Source organism: Saccharothrix sp. NBAS 001 (assembly GCF_056640475.1).
On the sequence record NZ_CM153251.1, the window covers coordinates 10205925 to 10223451 of the forward strand.

The following is a 17527-nucleotide window of genomic DNA, read 5'->3' on the forward strand; positions in this document are numbered from 1 at the left end:
GCCGTTCGGCGGTTTGACTCGTGTCGTCACCGTTTCGGCGGCGACCCGGGATGCGGTTTCCGGCCGCGCCCGACCAGACGGTCCCGGAATTCGGGGCCGATTGTCGGAGGAGGGAATTCTGTGCGTCGTGTGATCAAGAAGGCGGTGACCGTGACGGCCTTGGCCGCCGCGGTGCTGGGTGCCGCCGCGGCACCTGCGAGCGCCTGGGTCTCGGTGGGCAAGAACACCCAGTACCCGGCCGAGGGGGGCACCTGGGAATACGGGTTCTGGGACGTCAAGTTGCGTTCCTACTACCTCCGGAACAACCTGTGCCACGGTTCGACCGTCATCAAGTACATCGACGGCGGGGAGACCGACCGGAGCCGCAGCGCGGACACCGCCGGCGGCCAGACCTCGATCGCCGAGATCTGGACGGTGAACTCGGCGGGCCTGGAGGCCAACTACTACTATCGCACCTGCTAACCTCGGGTATCGCATTGACCGCCCCCCAGCGGCTTTCTCGCTGGGGGGTGCGGTATTGTGCCAGGGCGGGGCGCTTCGGGAGGGTCGTTGCACAGGCGTGTAGTGGTGGTTGTCTCGGGGGCGTTATTCGCGCTGCTGGCTTTGGTGGCGACGGTGGTCACCGACCTGTACGACCGGGAGTATCCGCAGGCCATCGGGGTCGATGATCGAATCGGCCTGGATTTCAGCTCGTCGCGATTCACCGATGACGAGGCATTCGACGAGTTGGCGCGGCTGGACGCCGACCTCGGGCTCGGGCTGGTCAAGATCGCCCCTGATCTGACCGGTGACGGCGCGGTGGACCGCAAGGTGTTCGTGGCCTTCGACCGGGGATCCCTGCCCGGCGAGTTCCGCTGGTTCGGCGGCGGTGCCGCGGAGGTGGTCGGGCGCGAGCGGCTGGCCAACTCCTACGCCTCCGGGTCCTACCTGGTGACCAGGGCCGACGGCCAGGTGGACCGGTTCGAGGCCGCGTTGACCGGGGCCGGGGTGAAGGTCCAGGTGCGGGCGGCTTCGGTCGCGGAGTCGTTGGACTTCGTGGTGGGGGAGGGGAGTTTCCTCGCGGCGCTGCTCGCCGCGTTCGCGCTGATCGTGGCGTTGGCGCTGTTCTGGCTGTCGATGAAGGCGCGGGGGCGGGCGCTGCGGGTGCTCGCCGGCTGCCCGGTGTGGCGCATCCAGGTCCAGGACCTCGGCGGGTTCGTCGGTGCCCTGCTGATCTCGGGCGCGGTCGTGCTGGTCGGCGCGAGCCTCTACATCGGGTCGGCGCACGACTGGATCTACGTCGGGCCGTTCGTCCGGGTGCTGCTCGGACTGGAGATCGCGGTGATCGGCGCGGCGATGGCCGCGGTGCTCGTCATGTCCGCCTCGGCGTGGCCCAGCGCCCGCATGCTCGCGACCCGGCAGCCCGCCGTCCGCAGCCTGCGCACGGCGGCCGTGGTCGTGCAGGCGTTGACCTTCCTGCTGGTCGTCTCCTCGGCGGGCCCGGCGTGGACGGCCTACCGGCAGGCGTCCGCCACCGCCGCCGAGACCGCCATGTGGCAGCGGCTGTCGGACCAGGTCGGCATCACGTTCGGGGTGTCGGAGAAGGAGATGGACGCGGTCGAGCCCCGGATCGGGGAGTTGGTGCGGGACGCGGAGTCGCGCGGGGTGCTGGCCTTCTCCTACACCTTCGCCCAGCAGCACGGGCTGCCCGGCCTGACCGACTACTCGGCGGTCTCCCTGGTCAACCAGCGCTGGCTGGACCTGGTGACCAAGGGCGCACCGCAGCCGGCGCTTGAGCCCGTCCCGCGCGAGGAGGCCCTGCGCAACGGCAGCGGACTGGCGGCGAACCTGGAGCTGTGGTCGCGCGACCGGCTGCCGGGCGAGCAGGTGCTCGGCGGGTTCGGGTTCTTCCGGCCGGCGGCCGGCTACCGGCTGCCCGTCGCGACCGCCGGCGGAGGTGGCCAGCTCGAATTCCTGGACAGCGCGCTCGTCGTCGTGGTGCCTTCCCCGCACGACGCCTTCAACGACCGGAACCTGACGTCGATGATGTCGACCCGCAACGTCGTGTTCACCGGGGTCGCCGCCACCCAGGACCTCATGAAGCGCCACGGGCTGGACCTGAAGACGTTGCGGGACGAGGGTTTCAAGGGTGTGCTGAGGGTCGTGTACATCGCCGAGGACGGCCTCTTGCTCGCCCAGTTCACCGCGTACGTGACGTGGCTGCTGAACCTCTCCCTGGTGGCGCTGGTCGTCGCGTTCGCCGTCGCCGCCGGGATCAGCGCGTTGATCACCGCGCTGCTGCACGCCAAGCGCGACTTCCCGTTGCGGGTGGCCGGCCGGTCGTGGACGCAGGTCCTGGGCGGCCGGGTGGCCAGGGAGCTGCTGGTGGGGCTGGGGCTGGTCGTGATCGCGTTGCTGTTCCAGGGACCCGGGGCGATGGGCGCGGTGCTCGTGGTCGCCGCGTTCGGGCTGCTCGCTGTGCCGTTGAGCCACTTTTTCGCCGCCCGCTGGTGCTTCGCCGGCGTCGGTCGGCGTCGGATCTGATCGGAGTGCTCCAAGATGCTGGTTGAGGCCGAGGGTGTGTCCGTGTCGATCGGCGGCCGGCCCGTGCTCGACGGCGAGACCGTCCGCTGCGCGCCGGGGGTCATGACGGCCCTGGTGGGGCCCAGCGGGTCCGGCAAGACCACGCTGCTGCACTGCCTCGGGCTGCTGCTGCCGGTCGACCGGGGGCGGATCGTGATCGGCGGCGACGACGTCACCGGGTACGGCTCGGGGGCGCGTCGGCGGTTCTGGCGCGACCACGCGGCTTTCGTGCTCCAGGACTACGGGATCATGGACGAGGAGTCGGTGGCCTTCAACGTCACCATGCGGTCCGGGGTGTTCGGGCGGCGCGTCACGGGCGACCTGGAGCGGTTGGCGCAAGTGCTCGACCAGACCGGCCTGGGCGGGCGGCAGGACGAGGCGGCCGGGCACCTCAGCGGCGGGGAGAAGCAGCGGCTCGCGCTCGCCCGCGCCATCTACAAGCAGGCCGGGGTCGTGTTCGTCGACGAGCCGACCGCGTCGCTCGACGCGGCCAACCGGCGCAAGGTCATCGACCTGTTCGCGGCTTTCGCCGCCGACGGTTGCACCGTGATCGTGTCCACGCACGACGCCGAGATGATCGAGGCGTGCGGGGCCCGGTACGAGATCGGTTCCGCGCGCGCCGTCGCGGCCTGACGTTGTCACACCAGTGCGGGAGGGTGTCGTTGTGAAAACGGTCCACAAGATCGTCGTCGGTGCGGTCGCGGTGCTCGTGGTGGCGGGAGGGGTGACGTTCGCCCTGACGGGTCTCGGCTCGTCCTCCAACGACGTCCATCCGCCGTGCGACACGCTGCCCACGGCCGCCGAGGTCTCCGCCGGGTTGGCGGGCAATCCCAAGCTCGCCGAGGACATCCGCGCGGTCGGCGGCGGCGTCTCGGTCGACGTGGGCCGGCCGTGCGACGGTGACCGGGCGTTGGTGCAGGTCGCCTACGGCACGGCGGACGAGCGCGAAGCGGTGCGGCGGGTGCTGTCGGACGGTACGGGGTTCGGCGTGCCGGTTCACCTGGTGGAGCGCTAGGAGCTGTTCGGGGTTTGGATCATGTGGTTGGGGCCAGGGTTTTCAGCCACATGATCGCTCCTCTTGGCTTCGGAGGAGTACGCCTTGTCCGCGGCCACCGCGTCCGGACAGGTGCGAGGCCGACCGACTCGTGATACACCCGCACGATCGTGGAGCCCACGCCGACCAGTTCCAACCCGACCCGGTGCGGAACCGCCACAGGATCCCGTCGAACCGCTCCCGCACCCGCCACGGCAACCATGTTCCACCAACCCCAACCAGCACACCACCGCAGCGAACCCAGATCCGAACCCCACACAGCCCCTGGAGCCGGGCGTCAGGTTCCGGGAGGGCGCTCTGCCGTCGCGGTTGGCAGGGCGTCCAGTTGTCGTTGCACGCGGTGCGCGTCGGCGGCTCGGTCCTGTTGTGTGTACAGCTCGCGGGCTTCCTGCCACACGGCGGACGCGCGTTCGGGCAGGTTGAGCGCAGCGTAGGGGTGGCCCAGGGCGTTCAGCGTGTCGGCGAACTGGTAGGTGTCGCCCGTGTCGCGGAACAGGGCGGCGGCGCGTTCGTAGTGTTCGACGGCCGCGCTGTGGTCGCCGCTGTGGTGGTCGATGTAGCCGAGGCTGTCGAGGGCCGCGGCCTCGCCGTCGGGGTTGTCGTGGTCGTGGTGCAGGGTGACGGCGGCCTGGCAGTGCGCGCGGGCGGTGGCGTGGTCGCCCAGGCGGGCCGCGTACCAGCCGACCTGGTTCAGGGCGTCGGCTTCCCACACCGGGCGGCCGAGGGTGCGGTACAGGTCCAGTGCCCTGGACGCGTGTTCCAGCGCCTTGGTGTCGTCCTGCTGTTGTTCCCAGGCTCGGGCGAGGTCGTGGTGGACGTGCGCGCGCTGGGTCGGGTCGTCCTGGGCTTCGGCCAGGGCCAACGCCTGGTCCAGGTGACCGGTCGCCTCGTCGTGGCGTCCGGCGTCGGCGTGGGCCCGGCCGGTGAAGCGGTGGGCCAGGGTGCGGCTGATGGGCTGGTCCAGGTGCGCCGAGGCGTCGAGCGCGGCGTTCCACACGGTGATGCGGTCGTTCAGGTGGCCGCGGCGGATGTGGAAGGTGCTCAACGCCCACGCCAGTCGCCACACGGTGTCGTGGCGTTCGTGGCCGGCTGCGGAGTGCAGGGTTGCCAGCAGGTTGGCGTGTTCGGTGTCGAACCAGGTCATCGCCGCCTGGGCGTCGGGCAACGGGTGGGTGTCCACGTCGAACCCGGGCGCGCCGACCTCGATCGGCTGGCGGTGGGGGCTCAGCAACCTGTCGGCGGCGTGCGCGGTGTGGGTGTAGAAGTCGAACAGCCTGTGCAGCGCGGATCGGCGTGCCCGGGCTGTCAGGTCGCGGTGCGCGGTGGTGTTCGCGTACGCGCGGATCAGGTCGTGCATGCGGTAACGGCCGTTGCGGTCGACGGTGAGCAGCGACGCCTGTTCCAGACCCCGCAAGGCTTTCCGCACCTCGATCGCGGGTAGGCCGGTCAGGGCGACGGCCGCGCCGACGCCGATGTCGGTTCCCGGCGCGACGCCGAGCAGCGCGAACGTCGTTGCGTGGTCGGGGGTCAGGGCCCGGTGCGACCAGGACAGGACGGTGGGCAGGCTCGCGGTGGGGTCGTCCTCGTCGTGCAGCGCGGCCAGGCCGAGGTCGCGCAGTTCCGCCGCCGGCACCGCCAGCGGGAGTTCCGGGCGGGTGGCCGCGTGGCCCGCGACGATGGTCAGCGCGAGCGGGAAACCCCCGCACAGGCCGACCAGTCCGGCCACGGCGTCGGGTTCGGCCGCCACCCGGGCCGCGCCGAGCCGGTCGGTCAGCAGGGCACGGGCCTCGTCGTCGGACAGCACGTCCAGCGGCACGTGCCGGGCCGCGTAGCCGGTGGCCAGGCCCGGCAGGCGGTTGCGGCTGGTCACCAGCACGGCGCAGGTCTCGCTGCCCGGCAGCAGCGGCGTGACTTGCGCGGTGTCGGCCGCGTTGTCCAGCACCAGCAGGATCTTCCGGCCCGCCAGCAGGCTCCGGAACAGCGCGGCCTGCGCGTGCGGGTCGCCCGGGATGCGGCCCGGGTCGACGTCGAGGGTGTCGAGGAAGCCGCGCACGGCCACGGCGGGGCTCATCGGCTCGCCCTCGGGGCTGAAGCCGCGCAGGTCCACGAACAGCTGGCCGTCCGGGAACCGGTCGGCGTTGCGGTGCGCCCAGTGCAGGGCCAGCCACGTCTTGCCGATCCCGCCGGTGCCGGCGATGGCGGAGATCACGACCGCACCGGGACCGGCGGTGCCGACGGCGTCGTCGAGCCGGGTCAGTTCGCCGTGCCTGCCGACGAACGACGCGGGCGCGGCGGGCAGCTGCCGCGGCACGGCACCCGGGGCGGTGCGGGCCGCGGTCAGGACGGGATCGGCGTCCAGGATCCGCTGGTGCAGCTCTTGGAGCGCGGAGCCGGGGTCCGCGCCCAGCTCGTCCACCAGCTTCCTGTGCAGCACCCGGTAGTGCTGTTGGGCGTCGGCGGCGCGGCCGGCGCGGTAGAGGGCGAGCAGGTACTGGCCGGCGACCCGTTCGTTCAGCGGGTGGGCCGCCGCGCGCGCCGCCAGCTCGACCACCAGCTCCTCGCCGTGGCCACAACGCAGGCGCGCGTCGACCAGGTCGTGCTGCGCGGCCAGCCTCCGGTCGCCGAGCCGGGCGCGCTCGGCGGCGGCCCACTCGCCGTCCAGCCCGGTCAGCGCCTCGCCCTGCCACAGCGCGAGCGACTCGGTGAGCGCGAGGATCGCCCGCTCGTCGTCCTCGCGGGCGGCACGCGCGCACAGGTCTTGGAAGCGCCGCAGGTCGACCACGGGCCCGGTCGCGTCGGTGATCAGGGCGTACCCGCCGGAACGGCGCACGATCGCCACCCCGTCGACGTCCGCCAACGCCCGCCGCAGCCGGGAGATGTAGCTGTGCAGCGTGGCGCGCGCCCGGCGCGGCACGTCCTGGCCCCAGACCCGTTCGACCAGCCGGTCCACCGGCACCACCTGGTCCACGTCGACCGCGATCGCGGCCAGCATGCACCGCTGCCGGGTCGGACCGAGGTCGACGCGGCGGCCGTCGACGTACGCGGCCACCTCGCCCAACAGACGCAGCAAAACCACAACAGCCCCCAGCGCGACAGCGGTTACCGGACTCAAGAGATAGCCGTTTTAGCTGCGCGATGCAGAAACGCTGCAAGCGGTTCACACCACAGGTCGGTGACGATGACGCCAGACGGACCACCGGTGTCGTCGTGAAGGCCCAATCAGGTCGGCGGAAGGACCAATGATGAACCCCATCGGCAGAAGGCTCGTGCAAGCGGCTGCGGCCATCGGCGCGGTGGCCGCGCTCGCGCTCTCGACGGCTCCCGGCGCGTCGGCCGCGACACCCCGCAACGGCGTCTGCGAGGTCGGCGAGTTCTGCCTGTACTACTACACCGGGCTGAACGGCTCGGTGTCGGACTTCACCACGTCGGTCGGGAACTACGGCACCTCCCAGCCGTCCTGCTACGACTTCAAGGGGCCGGGCGGCGGGCAGGGCCAGTGCGTCAAGAACAACGCGCGCTCGGCGTGGAACCGGCTCGACGTGCACGTCTGGGTGTTCTACAACTCCTACGAGAGCGGTGACTTCGACGTCATCACCGCCGGGTCCAAGCACGACCTCTCGGTCACCTACGACAACAACGCCTCGCACGGCTTCTGATCAGCGCGCGACCGCGTGGTGGGTCAGATGAACCAGTCCTGGCCCGCCTTCCAGTGCTCGACCCACCCGGTGAAGCCCGATTTCGCCGTGGTGGTGCCGAATTCCGCTCCGAACGGGAGCGCGCCCTCCCCGGTGATGTACCAGATGTGGCCGCGGTGCGGGCCGGTCACGATGAGGTGCCAGTACATGCCGCAGCCGTCCGTGCCGAGCACGATCGACCCGTGGTCGTGGACCCCTTCGAGCTGCTTCTCGACCTCCTCCTCCGGGCGGGGGTCGTCGTCCCACACCCACGTCGCGGTGAGCGGGAACGGGCGGTCCAGCGCGCGTTCCGGGCGATTCGCGCCCCAGTCGGACGGGAGTTCCGCCATCCGCACCAGGCCGTGCTCGGGCGGGCCGGCCGGTGCGCCGTCGGCGATCTCCGCGACGAAGGTCCGGTAGGGCTCGGGCAGCAGCACGCCGTGCTCCGCCTCGAATGCGCGCACCGCGTCCCAGCCCAGCGGCGCTGCGCCATGGCCGTCGAAAGCGGAGCGAAGGTAGGCGATCTCGTTCACGACTCCATTTTCCACGTGCGCCGGACAAGGCCGGCAGGGCGTCGCCGGATCAGAGCCGATTGTGCTCAGCGGGTGTCGACGGCGCAGTGGTCGTGGTCGGTGCGACGTCCTTGCAGCCCAACTTCTGGACCAGGTCGGCCAATTCCGGATGGTCGAGGAGGCCCAGATCCTCCAGCACACCGCAAATCAGCTCGGAGACGCGGTCCTGCGTCGGCTGGGGCGGTTCGGGCGCGGTGGTCGCGGTGGTCGCGGCGGCTGTCGGGCCCGCGAACGTGGACAAGCACAGGGCGGTGCCGATCAGCGCGGCGGCGATGCGGTGGTTCACGACTCCTCCAAGTGGTCGGTTGTTCACGTGGAGGAGTTCCCGCCCAGCCGGGGTTCAGCCGCGGACCGGCCCCACACCACTCGACTGTGTGACCCGCCTGGGACGGGGTGGTCGTCGTGTTAACGTCCCGGAACGTCCGGCGGCCGTGGAGGAGTGGCATGACGAACCCGCTTTGGAGCGTCGACCCGGAGTCCTGCGCGCTGCTGGTCATCGACATGCAGAACGACTTCGTGCGTGAAGGCTTCCCGATGGCCGTGCCGATGGCGCGTGAACGGCTGACGACGATGCGGGACGTTGTCGACACGTGCCGCGCGGCCGGCGTTCCGGTCATCTACACGAAGCACATTCTCTACGACAGCTTCGACGTCTCGCCGTTGGAGACCGCCTACATTCCGCGTTTGCTCGAAGCCGGGATGCGGGACGGCACGTACGGCGCGGAGATCGTGGACGAACTCGCGCCGCAGCCGGACGAAATGGTCGTCCGCAAGCACCGTTACGACGCATTCCACAACACGCCGCTGCACAGCGTCCTGAATACGATCCGGGGTCTGCGGCGAGTCGACACGGTGATCATCATCGGCACGCTGACGGAGGCGTGCTGCGAGTCGACGGCGCGCAGCGCGTACATGCACGACTACCGCGTGGCCTTTCTCTCCGACGCGACCGGCGCGTTGTCCGACGACGCCCAGGAGGCCACGCTCCGTTCGATCCGCACGTTCTTCGGACGGGTGCTGTCCGCTGCGGAACTCGCCGCCGAATTGGCGCGGTGAGCGCGTTTTCCGGCAACGGGCGTCCGTCGCCGTGGCTGGTCCGCCGTCACGGCACGTTCGTCCGCGCACCTGCCTCCGGGCTGTCGGGGTCCAGCGGGACCGGTGCCCCGGACGGTGCGCGCACCAGCCGGTCCACCGCCGTCAGGCCGATCACCGAGATCGCCGCCGCGACCCCGAGCACCCAGCGGACGCCGACCACGTCGGCCAGCGCGCCGGAGCCGAGCATCGTGGCGAGCAGCACGGCCGCGTACAGCGCCCCGGAGGTGCCCACGACCCGGCCGCGCACCGAATCCGGCACGCTGAGCAGCAGCCAGGTCTGCGTGCCCACCCACGAGATGGTGAACGGCAGGCCGGACAGGCAGAACGTGATCAGCGCCATCGGTGTGGAGGGCCAGATCGCCAGCACGACGATGAGCGAGTTCGCGATCGCCGCGCCGAGCACGACCGGCAGGCGGTAGCCGAGGCGGCGCAGGGTGATGCCGACGATCGGGCCGGCGATCACCGCGGTGACCGCGAACGAGCTGTTGGCCAGGCCCATCTCGGCCGCCGACCCGCCGATCACGCCCAGCATCAGCACCGGGAACAGCGCGGACAGCGGTCCTTCCTTGACCGCGTCGAGCAGTTGCAGCAGCACCAGGCCGCGCGCGCGGGCGTTGGTGCGCATGATCTCCCGGAACCCGTGCGCGACCGGCTCGGCGGCCCCGCCGTCGGGGTCCCGGCCGCCGCCGTCGCGCGGCAGCAGGACGCTGAGCAGGAACGAGGTCGCCATCAGCACGGACATGCCCAGCACCGTCCAGCGGAAGCCCGCCCACGCGATGACGAAGCCGCCGAGCGCGGGGGCCACGAGCCGCGTCGCGTTGGACGCCAGGGAGTTCAGCCCGTTGGCCTCCGCCAGGTCCCGGCCGGGCACGTAGGAGGCGATCAGGACCTGTTCGGCGGGACCGTAGAACTGCTGCACGGTCGCCTGGAGGAAGACGATGGCGATCAGGCCCGGCACCGACTCCGCCACGCCGAACAGGCCGACCAGCAGCGCCGCGCGGGCCAGCAGGGCGTACCGGACGACGCGCAGCCGGTCGACGCGGTCCGCGACGGCACCGGCGACCGCGCCGAACGCGATCCCGGCGACCGTCCCGGTGGCGGCCAGGACGCTGGTCAGCAGCGCCGACTCGGTGAACAGGAAGATGTGGACGGCGAGCGCTATGCCCAGCGACCACCCGACCATCGACGAGACCAGGTTGATGACCCAGAGCAGCCGGAAGCGGCTGTTGGCGCGCAGCAGGTTCACGCACGCGTCCCGGCCATGGCGCGCGCGACCGCGTGCAGGTTCTCGGCGTTGACGAAGTCGTCCATCCGGACCGGGTAGCCCAGGTCGCGCAGCCTGCCGATCAGCGCCAGCACGGCCATCGAGTCCAGTCCCAGGTCGAAGATGTCGAGGTCGGGCCGGTCGAGGGGCCGGCCGACGACCACCGCGTACTCGCGTTCCAGATCAGCCAATGCGCTGTCCACCGTTGCTCCGTTCACGGACGTGGTTCTCCAGGGCCGGGTAGTCGGTCTTGCCGGAGGCGGTCAGCGGCAGGCGGTCCACCGCGACGAGCCGGAACGCGAAGTCCTCCATGGCCGAGCTGTCGCGGACGAACTGCCGGACGCCGCGGGTCGGCGGCAGGACGCCGGGTTCGCGCGGCACGCACATCACGACGACCCGGGAGATCGACGGGTCGTCGGTGTCGAGCACGACGGCGCAGTCCTGGATCGCCGGGTGGCCGCGCACCACGGTCTCCAGCCCGTCGAGTTCGACCCGGACGCCGTTGAGCTTGACCTGGCGGTCGGACCGGCCGAGCACGGACAGCACGCCGGGCGCGACCTCGACCGCGACGTCACCGGTGTCGTAGCTCGGCCCCAGCCCGTCGACCGACGTGAAGCCGCCGGAACCCGCTGCGGCGCCGATGTACCCGTCGGCGACCTGGATTCCGGAGATCACCAGCAGGCCCTCACGCGGTGCGGGCGCGGCGTCCGGGGCGCGCACGGTCAGCGTGCAGTTCGCCGCCCCGCCGCCGATCGGCACCGGGTCCCACTGCTGCGCTTCGTCGAACGTCCAGTGGCTCACGTCGATCGCGCACTCGGTCGGGCCGTACATGTTGACGATGCGGGCGTTGGGCGCGAGCTGTTGCAGGCGCGCCGCCGTGTCCCGGTCGAGCACCTCGCCGCTGAGCGCGACCAGTTCCAGGCTCGGCACCGGCCGCACGTTCGGGTCGCGCATCGCCGAACGCGCGACCGACGGCACGAAGTGGCACACCGTCACGCGGTCGTCGTGCAGCACGTTCCACAGCGCCGACCAGCCGCCCGCGTCGCGCACGTCCAGGACCGAGGTGGACGCGTTGTGCAGGCGTGGCCACAAGAACTCCCAGATGGACACGTCGAAGCCGCACGAGGTCTTGGCCAGCACGGTGTCACCGGGGCCCAGCGCGTGGACCTCCTGCATCCACCGGAGCCGGTTGCGCAGCGCGGGCCACGACGTCTGCACGCCCTTGGGAACTCCCGTGGTACCACTGGTGTACATCACGTAGACCGCCGGGGCGGGGGTGATGTCGAGACGCGCGACGGCGGCGGCGAGATCGGGCACGGTCGCGTCGGGCACGGTCACGCTACAGGGCCCGAGCCGGTCGAAGGGCAGCGACTTCACCCCGGGGGTGTCGCCCTGGTCCTCGATCATCAGCGCCACTTCGGCGTCCGCGCAGACGTAACCGGTCCGCTCGGTCGACCAGGCGACGTCGAACGGCACGTACACGCACGCCGCGACGACCACGCCGAGCACCGCGACGTGCTGGTCGACACCGGGCGTGAGCCGGACGCCGACGCGGGAGGACGCCGGGACGAGTTCACGCAGCCGCAGCGCCGTCGCGCCCACGGCCACCGCGAGTTCGGCGTTGGTCAGCGCTCGCCGCCCGTCGTGGATCGCCCGCTGATGCGGTGCCGACGCCGCTGCGGCGCACAGCGCGTCCCAGAGCGCCGCAGCGCACGTGCCCGCCCGTTGCTCAGCCATGTCGTGCTCGCACTCCGTGGTTCGCGATCCCGCTCACCGCGGCGCGGTAGGCGTCCACGGCGGTCGGCTCGTCCGCGAACCGACCGTCCGAGTACAGCTGGAGGTCGATCCGGTCGGCGGCCTCCTCGCTGCGGTTGAAGCTGGCCTCGAACGGGAAATCGGTGCGCGACCAGTCCGAGACCTGTTCGAAGGTGTCGATCCCCAGGCGGGCGGCGGCACCGGCGACGCTGTGGAAGCTGTTGAACACGAACAAGGACTGCGGCGCGACGGCACGGCCGAACTCGCGCACGAGGTGCGCCAGCGGCACCCGTCCGCGTGCCGTCACCTGCATGACGTCCCGGTGCACGTCGGCCGGTGCGGTCCGGTCGGCGCGCAGGGGCAGCGGCACGACGTTGAGGAACATCCCGCGCGCGTCCACGCCGTCCTCGACCGCGAGCCGGGTGTTCACGGTCATGCCGGTGAGCGTGCCGGCGGCACCGGGAATCCCTCGCAGCGCGGTCAAGTGGGCCGTGAGCAGGACGGTCTTCAGGCCGACGCCCGAGCTGCGGGCGAGGTCGAGCAGCGCCGCGCACTCCGCGCCGGAGATCGTCAACGTCCGGTGCCAGGCGGTGCCGGCCGTGGTGCCGTGCCGCAGGCTCTGCTCGTCGGCGTCGGCCGTCCACGGCGCGAGCTGCTCGCGCCACCAGTCCAGGTCGGTGCGCGACCGCACCACGCACCGCTGCTGCGCGCTGTGGAAACGCAAGCGGCACAACGGCGGCGGTGCCGGGTCGACGGGAGGGCCGCCGTTGCGCAGGGCGGTGACGTAGGTGTCGAAGAACTCGATGAAGTTCAGGTGCGTGCTCCAGCCGTCCGCGATCGCGTGCGGCTCGGTGATCGTCAACGTGATCCGGTGGTCGGTGAGCACGTGCACGGTGAACCTGGTCAGCGGTGCGGTGGTGAGCGACAACGTCCGGGCGTTCTCGGCCGCCGCGAAGCGTTCCAGCTCGGCGTCCTGCTCCCGGGCGTCGAGCCGGCGCAGGTCGTGCACGGTGAGCACCGGCTCGGGCGGCTCCGCGAACACGACCTGCATCGGCACGGAGTACGCGTCGAGGTCGAGGACCGACCGGAACATCTCGTGGCGGGCGGCCAAGGCGTCGGCGCACGCGACGAACAGGTCCAGGTCGACCTCGGGCACGGACAGCCGTGACATGGCGACGTTGTGGTACGGCGGCACGCCGGAAGCGCCCTTCCGCCGCCGCGCGTTGCCCAGGACCATCTGGGTGGCCATCGCGACCTGCTGGCCGGTCATCGGGAACGCGTCGACCGCGCCCGCCGGGACCAGCGCGCGGTCGGCCGGGCCGAGCAGGCCGAACGCGGGCACGCCGGTCCAGTGGTCGTCCGGCACGTCGGCCGCGTCGGCGACCTCGTCGCCCCACCCGGTGGCCACGACCGGGCCGCTCACGGCAGCTCCGCGGTGCGCTGCGCCCGCTCCGCGATCGCGTGCAGCCGGTCGTCCACCAGCACGTCCCGCAACGTGATCCGGACTCCTCGGCCGCAGGCGAGCGCGACGAAGCGCACGCACGTGATCGAGTCTCCGCCGACCGCGAAGAACCTGCTGTCGCGCCCCGGCGGGTCGATCGCGAGCAGTTCCTCCCAGATCTGCCCGATCACCTGCTCGGCGGCCGTCAGCCCGGCCGCGCCCGACCGGGCGGCGTCCGTCGCGTGGGGGCCTTGCTCTGGCATGGCTGCTGCTCCCAGTCTCTGATCGCGGTGTGTCGTCGGTGGCTGCGGGCTCATCGCAGGACCAGGTGGTCCTCCACCACGAGGGCGTCGACGTCGCTGTCGAGGAACGTGCGCACGGCGTCGGCGGGCGAGCACACGATCGGCTCGCCGCGGACGTTGAACGACGTGTTGAGCACGACCGGCGTGCCCGTCAGCCGGCGGAACTCGTCGATGATCCGCCAGTACCGCTCGTTGTCGGCCCGCCGCACGACCTGGATGCGCGCGGAACCGTCGACGTGGGTGACGCCGCCGAGCCGTTCGCGCCAGTGCGGGTGCACGTCGACCGTCTCGGTCATCCACAGGTAGTCGGCGGGGTCGGCCACGTCGAAGCACTCGCGCGTGTGCTCCTCCAGCACGGCGGGCGCCAGCGGCCGGAACTCCTCGCGGTGCTTGACCATCGAGTTGATCCGGTCGCGCATCTCGGTGGTGCTCGGGTCGGCCAGGATGCTGCGGTTGCCCAGCGCGCGCGGGCCGTACTCCATGCGCCCCTGGAACAGCGCGACGACCTTGCCGTCCGCGAGCAGCCGCGCGGTCTCGACGGCCAGCGCGTCCGCGTCGAGCTTGCGCACCCGCGCGTCGATCCCGTCGAGGGCGGCCTCGACCTCGCGGGAGTCGTAGGACGGGCCGAGGTAGGGCGGGCCGAGCCGGGGCCGCCGGGCCGCGGCGGACGGCTGCCCGGCGTGCGCGGGCAGGGCGGGGTCGCTGCGGTGCAGCACGGCCAGCGCCGCGCCCAGCGCCGTGCCGTCGTCGCCGGAAGCGGGCTGCACGAACTGGTGGCGGTAGAGCCCGGTTTCCCGGATGACCTTGTTGAGCACGCAGTTCAGCGCCACCCCGCCGGCCAGGCACAGCACGTCGGAGCGCGGCGCTTCCCGGTGCGCGCCGAGGAAACCGAGGATCGTGCGCTCCGCCGACTCCTGCAACGCGGCGGCGAGGTCGAGGTGGTGCTGCTCGATCGGGCTGCCCGGCCGCCGGGCCGGGCCGAGCACCTCGGCGAGGTGCTCCAACGACCGCGTGTAGGTCGCGCGTTCCCGCGAGGTCTGGTTGAGGTAGGTGAACGGCGTGGCGTACTGGCCGTTCTCCTGCGCCTGGACGATCTCGGCGAGCGCGTCGCGCAGCGGGGCCGGGTCGCCGTACGGGGCCAGGCCCATCACCTTGTACTCGTCCATGTTCATCCAGAACCCGAGGTGCAGGGTGATCAGCCCGTACGCGAGACCCACCGAGTGCAGGCCCTTCACCTGGGACACCAGCTCGATGCCGGCACCGCCCGCCCGGTAGAGCGAGGTGCTCTCGAACTCGCCGATGCCGTCCGCCACGAGCACGTCGGCCTCGGGGAACCCGGAGCAGTAGAACGCGCTCGCGGCGTGCGCGAGGTGGTGCGCCACCGGCACGACCTCCAGCGCCGAGTCCCACGACTCGCGCGGGTGCTCGGCGAACAGCTCGCGCTTGAGCGCCTCGGGGGAGTACACCTCGTCGTACTCGTCCTGGGTGCCCTGGGCGGCGAAGAACCGCTGGTACGGCGTGAAGTCGAAGTTGTGCGCCACGTACGCGACGTCGCGGGGCTTGATGCCGGCCTCGGCGAGCACGAAGTCGATCGCCTGGCGCGGGAACCGCCCGGTCCCCTTCGAGCGGACGAACCGCTCCTCCGCGGCGGCGGCGACGATGCCGTCCTCCGTCACCAGGGCGGCCGCGGCGTCGGCGCCCTGCGCCAGCCGGTAGTGCCTCTCCTCCAGCCCCGGGAAGGTCCTCCGCATGCGGGCCTCGCTCTGCCCGAGGCCGCTGATTCCCAGTACGTACACGACATCTCCTTGAGATCGGTGATCGGTGGCCCTCATCGGGCGGTGGCCACGACCTCGTCGCCGACGAGCGTCCGCAGCACCCGCGCGTGGCGGTCCACGACGTCGTCGAACTGCGCGGCCAGCCGGTCGATCGACGAGTGGTCGCCCAGGCTCTCGGCGGCCAGCGCCGCGTAGCCGAGACTGCGGCAGTAGCGGACGACCGGGCGGTACTCGTGCACGGCGTCCGCTGCGGCGTCGGGTTCGTCGGAGAGCATTAACTCGATGCGCGACAACATGAGGTGCGAGTGCTCGTAGAGGACGCGCGAGGACCGGAGGTCGTACTCCCGTTCGCCCGCGCGGCACGCCGCCAACTCGTCGGCGAAGCACCGCCACACCGCGAGCCCGTATTCACGCCCCCACGGTTCACGCAGCACGCGCAGCGCGGCGGTCGGGTTCTCCGAACGCAGGTACGTGCGGATCTCCTGCGCCACGAACGCCTTGTCGAACTCGTAGGCGCTGTCGGGGAGGAACCGGTACATCACGAACTGGCGGCACGGGCTGCCGAGTTCGCGGTGCGACGAGAACGACCTGTCCAACGCCCGCGCCGGGATCGTCACCGAGCGGAACGCCGGCGTGTCGTCGTAGCCCAGCACGTCGACCGTGCCCGCCTCGGCGTCGAACCCGTGCACCAGCAGGTCGTGCGAGAAGCGCTTGCGGCCGTAGGAGAACCGGTGCGGGATGTCGTGCTCGTCCACGTTCAGGTACAGGTACCAGCCGTTGGAGATCTGCCGGGCGGCGAAATCGGCGAGCCCCGGGCCGATCAGGTCGTGCATCAGCTCGGCGTCGGTCCGCTGGGTCTCCAGGTGCGGGTTGATCGCGTAGTCGAACAGGTAGAAGCACATCGGCACCGGCGATTGCGGCCTGGTGTCGTAGGCCAGGTGGATGAAGTTGGTCAACGTCCACGCGACCCTCGACGGGTCGTTCGCCTCGATGATCGCCGTCGGGAAGGCGTAGAAGTGGTACGCGCGGGTGATCACGTCCTCGTTCACCGGCAGCCGCACCCGGCCGGTGGGCGACGGCAGGGCCGTTGCGCTCGGGTTCGCCATGTCAGGCCCGCACCGGGTCGGTCATGGCGACGGCGATCCGCCGGTCGCCGTCGAACGGCTCGCGGCCGTGCGCGGTGCGCATGTTGTCGACCACCAGCACGTCGCCGCGCCGGTAGTCGAACCGGGACGACGCCCGGCGGTAGCAGTCCCTGATGTGCTCGCACACGTCGTCGGGGATCGTCGCGCCGTCGCCGAACCGCGTGTCGTTGGGCAGCCCGTCCGGGCCGAACATCCCGTGCATCACCTCGTACGCGGCGGGCGGCAGCGTGCTCGGGTGGAAGAACGCGATGTGGTTGAACCACAACGATTCCCCCGTGTCGGGGTGCGGTTGGAACGCGCTGCGCCGGGCGCTGGTCCGCAACACCCCGTCGGGCCGCCAGGTCGGCGTGATCCCGGCCGACGCGCAGTAGCGCTCCACGGCCGCCCGGTCCGAGGTGCCGTAGACCTCGGTCCACGGCAGGCCGAAGCCCGGCTGGTAGGTCCGCACGTGCAGCCACCCGCGAGCGCGGAACTCCTCGCGCACGTCCGCGTCGAGCAGCCGGGTGACCTCCCGGATGTCCGCCAACGGGGTCGCGCCGCCGCCGGCCGGCGGGAGGTCGCAGTAGAAGAACAGCCAGCGCGGCCAGCTCGACTGGTAGGAGTTCTCGTTGTGGAAGAAGATCTCCTTGTCCTTGGCGTACTCGGTCGAGGTGTAGACGCGTTCGCCCAGCGCCCGGCGCGGTGACGACCGCTCCGAGTACTCCAGCCGCTCCCCGCCGATCGCCGTGACGACGCGGGCGAAGTCGTCGGTGCCGTCGACCTCGAAGTCGCGCAGCAGCACCGCGCCGGCGTCCGCGAGCGCGGCGCGCAGGTCGTGCGCCACCCGCTCGGGCAACGGGGTCCGCACGTCGTGGTCGAGGTCCGCCGGGGTAAGGGTCTTCGTCATGG

17 protein-coding genes are annotated in these 17527 nt (G+C 71.6%); 6 read left to right on the forward strand and 11 right to left on the reverse strand.

Translation table 11 applies throughout. The features are described from left to right. Positions 1 to 120: 120 nt before the first annotated feature. From AC0HI0_RS46315 to AC0HI0_RS46330, 4 genes are all read left to right on the forward strand, one after another. A complete protein-coding gene (locus AC0HI0_RS46315; protein WP_480929801.1) occupies positions 121 to 462 on the forward strand; it encodes a lactococcin 972 family bacteriocin in 342 nt (113 codons plus the stop codon). 102 nt (positions 463 to 564) lie between these two features. Then, positions 565 to 2523, forward strand: coding sequence for a hypothetical protein (locus tag AC0HI0_RS46320; RefSeq protein WP_480929802.1), 1959 nt, complete (start codon positions 565 to 567; stop codon positions 2521 to 2523). A gap of 15 nt (positions 2524 to 2538) precedes the next feature. Next, on the forward strand, positions 2539 to 3195 hold the full coding sequence (locus AC0HI0_RS46325; protein ID WP_480929803.1) for an ABC transporter ATP-binding protein: 657 nt from the start codon (positions 2539 to 2541) through the stop codon (positions 3193 to 3195). Positions 3196 to 3226: 31 nt separating this feature from the next. After that, positions 3227 to 3577 (forward strand): hypothetical protein, encoded by a 351-nt coding sequence (locus AC0HI0_RS46330; RefSeq protein ID WP_480929804.1) that lies wholly within the window; start codon positions 3227 to 3229, stop codon positions 3575 to 3577. Between the two features lie 316 nt (positions 3578 to 3893). Here AC0HI0_RS46330 and AC0HI0_RS46335 read toward each other — a convergent pair whose 3' ends face one another. Continuing rightward, positions 3894 to 6692, reverse strand: coding sequence for an AfsR/SARP family transcriptional regulator (locus AC0HI0_RS46335; protein ID WP_480929805.1), 2799 nt, complete (start codon positions 6690 to 6692; stop codon positions 3894 to 3896). A gap of 163 nt (positions 6693 to 6855) precedes the next feature. Here AC0HI0_RS46335 and AC0HI0_RS46340 point away from each other — a divergent pair, with 163 nt between their 5' ends. Then, a complete protein-coding gene (locus AC0HI0_RS46340) occupies positions 6856 to 7272 on the forward strand; it encodes a peptidase inhibitor family I36 protein (protein ID WP_480929806.1) in 417 nt (138 codons plus the stop codon). A 23-nt stretch (positions 7273 to 7295) separates the two neighbouring features. On the opposite strand, the gene AC0HI0_RS46345 is transcribed toward AC0HI0_RS46340, so the two are convergent. Together AC0HI0_RS46345 and AC0HI0_RS46350 are read right to left on the reverse strand one after the other, a co-directional pair. Beyond that, positions 7296 to 7823 (reverse strand): SMI1/KNR4 family protein, encoded by a 528-nt coding sequence (locus AC0HI0_RS46345; RefSeq protein ID WP_480929807.1) that lies wholly within the window; start codon positions 7821 to 7823, stop codon positions 7296 to 7298. A gap of 49 nt (positions 7824 to 7872) precedes the next feature. After that, a complete protein-coding gene (locus tag AC0HI0_RS46350; RefSeq protein WP_480929808.1) occupies positions 7873 to 8148 on the reverse strand; it encodes a hypothetical protein in 276 nt (91 codons plus the stop codon). A 158-nt stretch (positions 8149 to 8306) separates the two neighbouring features. On the opposite strand from AC0HI0_RS46350, the gene AC0HI0_RS46355 reads away from it, so the two are divergent. Then, positions 8307 to 8918 carry an isochorismatase family protein gene (locus AC0HI0_RS46355; RefSeq protein ID WP_480929809.1) on the forward strand — a complete coding sequence of 204 codons (612 nt, stop codon included), beginning with the start codon at positions 8307 to 8309 and terminating at the stop codon, positions 8916 to 8918. A 46-nt stretch (positions 8919 to 8964) separates the two neighbouring features. Here the strand turns inward: AC0HI0_RS46355 and AC0HI0_RS46360 are convergent, their stop codons facing one another. The 8 genes from AC0HI0_RS46360 to AC0HI0_RS46395 are packed head-to-tail and all read right to left on the reverse strand — an operon-like array spanning position 8965 to position 17525. After that, positions 8965 to 10203 (reverse strand): MFS transporter, encoded by a 1239-nt coding sequence (locus AC0HI0_RS46360; protein ID WP_480929810.1) that lies wholly within the window; start codon positions 10201 to 10203, stop codon positions 8965 to 8967. Further along, complete coding sequence (locus AC0HI0_RS46365; protein WP_480929811.1) at positions 10200 to 10424, reverse strand: acyl carrier protein; 225 nt, start codon at positions 10422 to 10424, stop codon at positions 10200 to 10202. Before AC0HI0_RS46365 ends, AC0HI0_RS46360 begins: the two co-directional genes overlap by 4 nt. Beyond that, a complete protein-coding gene (locus tag AC0HI0_RS46370; protein WP_480929812.1) occupies positions 10405 to 11958 on the reverse strand; it encodes an AMP-binding protein in 1554 nt (517 codons plus the stop codon). The genes AC0HI0_RS46365 and AC0HI0_RS46370 overlap by 20 nt, the downstream gene beginning before the upstream one ends. Beyond that, positions 11951 to 13399 carry a condensation domain-containing protein gene (locus AC0HI0_RS46375; RefSeq protein ID WP_480929813.1) on the reverse strand — a complete coding sequence of 483 codons (1449 nt, stop codon included), beginning with the start codon at positions 13397 to 13399 and terminating at the stop codon, positions 11951 to 11953. Before AC0HI0_RS46375 ends, AC0HI0_RS46370 begins: the two co-directional genes overlap by 8 nt. Further along, positions 13396 to 13680, reverse strand: coding sequence for a phosphopantetheine-binding protein (locus AC0HI0_RS46380; RefSeq protein ID WP_480929814.1), 285 nt, complete (start codon positions 13678 to 13680; stop codon positions 13396 to 13398). The genes AC0HI0_RS46375 and AC0HI0_RS46380 overlap by 4 nt, the downstream gene beginning before the upstream one ends. 50 nt (positions 13681 to 13730) lie before the next feature. Beyond that, a complete protein-coding gene (locus AC0HI0_RS46385) occupies positions 13731 to 15515 on the reverse strand; it encodes a carbamoyltransferase family protein (RefSeq protein WP_480929815.1) in 1785 nt (594 codons plus the stop codon). 32 nt (positions 15516 to 15547) lie between these two features. Beyond that, positions 15548 to 16600 (reverse strand): hypothetical protein, encoded by a 1053-nt coding sequence (locus AC0HI0_RS46390; RefSeq protein ID WP_480929816.1) that lies wholly within the window; start codon positions 16598 to 16600, stop codon positions 15548 to 15550. Between the two features lies 1 nt (position 16601). Further along, positions 16602 to 17525 carry a TauD/TfdA family dioxygenase gene (locus AC0HI0_RS46395; RefSeq protein WP_480929817.1) on the reverse strand — a complete coding sequence of 308 codons (924 nt, stop codon included), beginning with the start codon at positions 17523 to 17525 and terminating at the stop codon, positions 16602 to 16604. Positions 17526 to 17527: the final 2 nt, after the last annotated feature.

Excerpts from the sequence above, each read along its gene's own strand:
- AC0HI0_RS46325 (WP_480929803.1), top strand. The coding sequence starts at position 2,539 with ATGCTGGTTGAGGCCGAGGGTGTGTCCGTGTCGATCGGCGGCCGGCCC.
- AC0HI0_RS46340 (WP_480929806.1), top strand. The coding sequence starts at position 6,856 with ATGATGAACCCCATCGGCAGAAGGCTCGTGCAAGCGGCTGCGGCCATC.
- AC0HI0_RS46355 (WP_480929809.1), top strand. The coding sequence starts at position 8,307 with ATGACGAACCCGCTTTGGAGCGTCGACCCGGAGTCCTGCGCGCTGCTG.
- AC0HI0_RS46370 (WP_480929812.1), bottom strand. The coding sequence starts at position 11,958 with ATGGCTGAGCAACGGGCGGGCACGTGCGCTGCGGCGCTCTGGGACGCG.
- AC0HI0_RS46380 (WP_480929814.1), bottom strand. The coding sequence starts at position 13,680 with ATGCCAGAGCAAGGCCCCCACGCGACGGACGCCGCCCGGTCGGGCGCG.
- AC0HI0_RS46390 (WP_480929816.1), bottom strand. The coding sequence starts at position 16,600 with ATGGCGAACCCGAGCGCAACGGCCCTGCCGTCGCCCACCGGCCGGGTG.
- AC0HI0_RS46395 (WP_480929817.1), bottom strand. The coding sequence starts at position 17,525 with ATGACGAAGACCCTTACCCCGGCGGACCTCGACCACGACGTGCGGACC.